A 4,549-nucleotide genomic window follows, 5' to 3' on the forward strand; every position below is an offset into this window, starting at 1 on the left:
CCGGTCTGGGCCACGCTGATAGCCCTGGTCGACGAAGGTGTACCCGTGGTGGGCGTGGTGAGCGCACCGGCACTCGGCAAGCGCTGGTGGGCGGCCAAGGGCGCCGGCGCCTACATGGGCCGCTCGCTTGCCGCAGCCACCCGGCTCAAAGTCTCCAACGTCTCCAAGCTCTCGGACGCATCGCTGTCCTACTCGAGCCTCGGCGGTTGGAAGGACCGGGGAAACCTGGATGAATTCCTGGCCCTCACCGAGGACGTCTGGCGCACACGCGCCTTCGGGGACTTCTGGTCCTACTGCATGGTGGCCGAAGGCTGCGTGGACATTGCCTGCGAACCGGAACTGAACCTCTACGACATGGCTGCGCTGGTGCCCATCGTCACGGAGGCCGGCGGCCGCTTCACCTCACTGGAGGGAACGGACGGTCCCTTCGGCGGCAACGCCCTGGCCACCAACTCCATCCTTCATTCCGAGGTCCTCAAGCGCCTCAACCCGCAGTTGGACGATCTGCTGTAGTTCGGCCCGGCAGGCTTTCGGGAAATATTCGACGTCGGACTCCGCCCCAGGCAGGAGTCCGACGTCGTATGTTCGGCCAGAGGCCCAAATTTCGCGCGGCTGTAACAAACGGCTTAATAATTGCGCGCGCCTTTTTCATCCGCGAGCCGGTGTTCTAGGCTCTTTACAGGTCACGAGTGCCAGCGTGAAACCCCGGTTTGCTGGCCGGCAACCCTCCATTCGCGGTGGGGTGCCCCGGGTGACGACCAGGCCGGTCCGGAACGGACCCGGCAAGCGCGGATCCCCGTCACAAGGGGTCCTTTCACAGCGAGGTCCCATGACAACTGCAACCTTCTCCTCCAACACCGGCACCGGCCTGCTCGACGATCGGTTTGCCGCTGCCGGACGGCCGCTGGCGGCAGTGACCGGCGCTGAGATCCAGGCCCCGCTCATCCAGGGCGGCCACGTGCGCTACGCCAACCTGGACTACGGGGCGTCTGCGCCGGCGCTGTCCGTCGTCTCGGCCTACCTCAACGAGATCCTGCCGTTCTACGCCAGCGTGCACCGCGGCGCCGGCTACGCCTCGCAGATCAGCACGTCTGTCTACGAAAACGCCCGGAACATCGTCCGCGACTTTGTTGGCGGCCGCCCGGACGACTCCGTAATCTTCACGCGGAACACCACGGACTCACTGAACCTGCTGGCGGGCTGCCTTCCCGTGGTGGACCACAACCACACCGGGGAAGTCCTCTACCTGGACATCGAGCACCACGCCAATCTGCTGCCGTGGCAGGGCGTCCCCCACCGCAGCGTGGTGGCGTCCGGCACCCTCGAGGCCACCATCGACAGCCTCCGGGCTGAACTCGAGCACGGCGACGTCAGCCTCCTTGCCGTCACCGGCGCCTCCAACGTCACCGGCGAAATCCTGCCGATCCGCCGCCTTGCCGGACTGGCCCACGAATTCGGCGCCCGGATCGTCGTGGACGCTGCACAGCTCGCGCCGCACCGCCGCATCGACATTGCCGCGGACGACGTCGACTACCTCGCCTTCTCGGGCCACAAGCTGTACGCGCCTTTCGGCTCCGGCGTCCTGGTGGGGCGCGCCGACTGGCTCGACGCCGGAACACCGCACCTTGCTGGCGGCGGCGCCGTCAGTGAAGCCCGGCTCGACGGCGTCAGCTGGACCACCGGCCCGGCGCGGCATGAAGGCGGCTCGCCCAACGTCCTGGGCGCAGCTACCCTCGCCCGGGCAACCCAGGTGATCGCCGCCCTGGACCAGGAGCAATGGCACAGCCACGAGGCCGCCATCCGGTCCTTCCTCGTCGAGGGCCTGCAGAAGATCGACGGCGTCACGGTCCACCAGATCTTCTCGGACACGGACCCGGACACCGACACCATCGGCGTGGTCAACTTTTCAGTGGAGGGCTACGACGCCGGTCTCGTGGCTGCCTACTTGTCTGCCGAACACGGCGTCGGGCTGCGCGACGGCCGCTTCTGCGCCCACCCGCTCCTCAAGCGCCTGGGCCTGCCCTCGGGCTCGCTCCGTGCCAGCTTCGGCCTCGGGTCACGGCTGGAGGACGCCCAGCGGCTCCTCGCCGGAATCGAAGAGCTGCGCCGCAGCGGCCTCGGCTGGGACTACGTGGTGGATTCCGGGCGCTGGGTTCCGTCCAACGACGCCCGCGTCTACCCGAGTTGGGCACCGAACACCCCCGGCACCGCAGGCGCTGCGCCCTGCATTTTGGACTGAGCTGCACCTGGACTGAGCTGAACCCTGTGCTGAGCTGCACCGGCATGCGGTGCCCTTGGGTTTGCGGTAAATTCGAAGGGTCAATTTTCACCCTGCCCTAAGGAGACGGCGCGTGGCTCGCGGTGGCCCCAAACTCGACCACGGTCGGCGGCAGGAGCTCGGCCAAAGCTTCCAGGACGGCGGCGAGCACTACCACCGTGTTCGGCCCGGCTACCCGGCTGAGTCCGCGGACTGGCTCATCCCGGCCGGCGCCACGACGGCGGCCGACATCGGGGCCGGCACCGGCAAGTACACTGCACTGCTCGTGGCACGCGGCCTGCACGTCAGCGCGGTGGACCCCTCCCCAGACATGCTGGAGCAGCTCCGCAGCGCCTACCCCTCGGTGGAGGCGCTGGTGGGAACCGCGGAGCACACGGGGCTTCCCGGCTCGGCGTTCGACGTAGTCACCGTGGCGCAGGCATGGCACTGGTGCGACCCCCAGCGGGCCAGCATCGAGATCGCCAGGATCCTGCGGCCGGGCGGTGTGCTTGGCCTGATCTGGAACCAGCTGGACACGTCTGTGCCCTGGGTGCACAGGCTGTCGCGCATCATGCACGCCGGTGACGTCCACAAGCCGCACTTCCGGCCTCCGCTGGGTCCCGAATTCGCCGGATTGGAAAGCCACCTCACGCGCTGGGAGGACCCGGTCACCACGGCCGACGTCGTCGAGCTGGCGAAGTCGCGCAGCTACTACCTCGCAGCCAACGCGGCCACCCGGTCCAAGGTCACCGCAAACCTTGACTGGTACCTCCACGAACATCTGGGGCATGCCGAAGGCGAGCAGCTGCAGCTTCCGTATCTCACCCAGACGTGGCGGGCCGTCAAGGCATGATGTCGACCGTGCAGCGGGTAGGCTTGGACCCGTGAAGACCAGCACGCCATCCTCCTCGATCGAGGACTACGTCAAGGTCATCTACTCTTTCACGGAGTGGCAGGACAAACCCATTACGTCGACGCAGCTGGCACAGCGCCTCGGCGTGGCGAATTCATCGGTCTCGGAGATGGTGCGCAAACTCAAGGACCAGGGTCTGGTCCTGCACAAGCCGTACAGTGCCATCACGCTGACCGCGGAGGGAGTGCGCCTCGCCCTTTCCATGGTCCGGCGGCACCGGCTCATCGAGACCTACCTCGTGCAGGACCTCGGCTACAGCTGGGATGAAGTGCACGACGAAGCCGAACTCCTCGAGCACGCGGTCTCCGATACCTTCATCGAGCGGATGGCCGCCAAGCTCGGCAACCCGACACGGGATCCCCACGGTGATCCGATCCCCGCCGCGGACGGCACCGTGCACATGCCGCTTGCACACCGAATGAGTGAGCTCGACGAGGGTCACACGGGCCGGATTACCCGGATCAGCGACGAGAATCCCGAACTGCTGCGCTACCTCGCCTCGGAAGAGATCAACCTCGACGCCGACGTGGAAGTCAGGGGCCGCAGGCCTTTCGGCGGCGCGCTCGTGGTGCGCATCGGTCCTCCCGGGCACGGGACAATCCGCGAGGTTGACCTGGCAGATGAAGTCGCCTCCGCACTGTGGGTGCACAGCGATACGGTGCACCCGGGGTGCCAGATGGCCGGCGCCCTGTGAGCGGGCCCGGCCCAGCCGGACTTCCGGTGGCGGCGGACGCCTCCGCATGATGACCCCGGCCGCAGCGAACCAACGCGCGGCGGCGGCCACCGGACGCCACGGCTGGAGGGTCTGGTCAGCCGTCGCTGCGGGAGGACTGGTGGGTACCGAACTGCGCTACGGGCTCGGGGTGCTGTTTCCTGAGCAGGCCGGCGCCGTGCCGTGGACCACCCTTGCAATCAATGTCGCCGGGAGCTTCGTCCTTGGCCTGCTCACCACCCTATGGATTGCCCGGCCGCGTACTGCCTTCTGGGTCCGTGCCGGCATCGGGCCGGGACTGCTCGGATCCTTCACCACCTTCTCGGCGCTCGTCGCCTCGGTGGACCAACTGGCACGTGGCGGGCTACATGCCGTATGGCTGGCCTATCTTGTGCTCTCCGTCCTGCTGGGACTTGGCGCCGCCGCGGCTGGCTGGAGGTCCGGCAAGGCCTTCGCCGGAAGGGCTGGCCGTCCGTGACGGCGGCACTCGCGGCACCGCTGCTGGTGGGGCTCTTCGGCACTGCAGGGGCCCTCATACGGTTTTCCATCGACGGCTGGCTGGCGGGCCGGCCGTCGTCCCGCCGCCACTGGCCGTGGGCCACGTTGCTGGTGAATATCACGGGGTGTTTCGTCATCGGGGTCTCCCTTGGCCTGAGCAGCAGGCTCG

At 67.7% G+C, this 4,549-nt stretch carries 6 protein-coding genes and 1 riboswitch; all 6 genes read left to right on the plus strand.

Translation table 11 applies throughout. The features are described from left to right. Positions 1–513, plus strand: a 513-nt coding sequence (locus AC3A3W_RS10225) for an inositol monophosphatase family protein (RefSeq protein ID WP_487442469.1), incomplete at its 5' end; no start/stop codon positions are given. A 168-nt stretch (positions 514–681) separates the two neighbouring features. Continuing rightward, a riboswitch (SAM riboswitch) is annotated at positions 682–795 on the plus strand. Between the two features lie 34 nt (positions 796–829). Continuing rightward, positions 830–2,239, plus strand: a complete 1,410-nt coding sequence (locus AC3A3W_RS10230; protein WP_487442471.1) for an aminotransferase class V-fold PLP-dependent enzyme — start codon at positions 830–832, stop codon at positions 2,237–2,239. 112 nt (positions 2,240–2,351) lie between these two features. Continuing rightward, a complete protein-coding gene (locus AC3A3W_RS10235) occupies positions 2,352–3,110 on the plus strand; it encodes a class I SAM-dependent methyltransferase (protein WP_487442473.1) in 759 nt (252 codons plus the stop codon). Positions 3,111–3,141: 31 nt separating this feature from the next. Then, positions 3,142–3,864: a metal-dependent transcriptional regulator gene (locus AC3A3W_RS10240; protein ID WP_487442474.1), complete on the plus strand. Its 723-nt coding sequence runs from the start codon at positions 3,142–3,144 to the stop codon at positions 3,862–3,864. 46 nt (positions 3,865–3,910) lie between these two features. Further along, entirely contained in the window at positions 3,911–4,360 is a 450-nt protein-coding gene (locus AC3A3W_RS10245; protein WP_487442476.1) for a fluoride efflux transporter FluC, read from the plus strand. Further along, on the plus strand, positions 4,357–4,549 hold a 193-nt coding region (locus AC3A3W_RS10250; RefSeq protein ID WP_487442478.1), incomplete at its 3' end, for a fluoride efflux transporter FluC. The genes AC3A3W_RS10245 and AC3A3W_RS10250, both read left to right, overlap by 4 nt.

The sequence above is a fragment of the Arthrobacter sp. Soil_N43 genome (genome assembly GCF_057655195.1).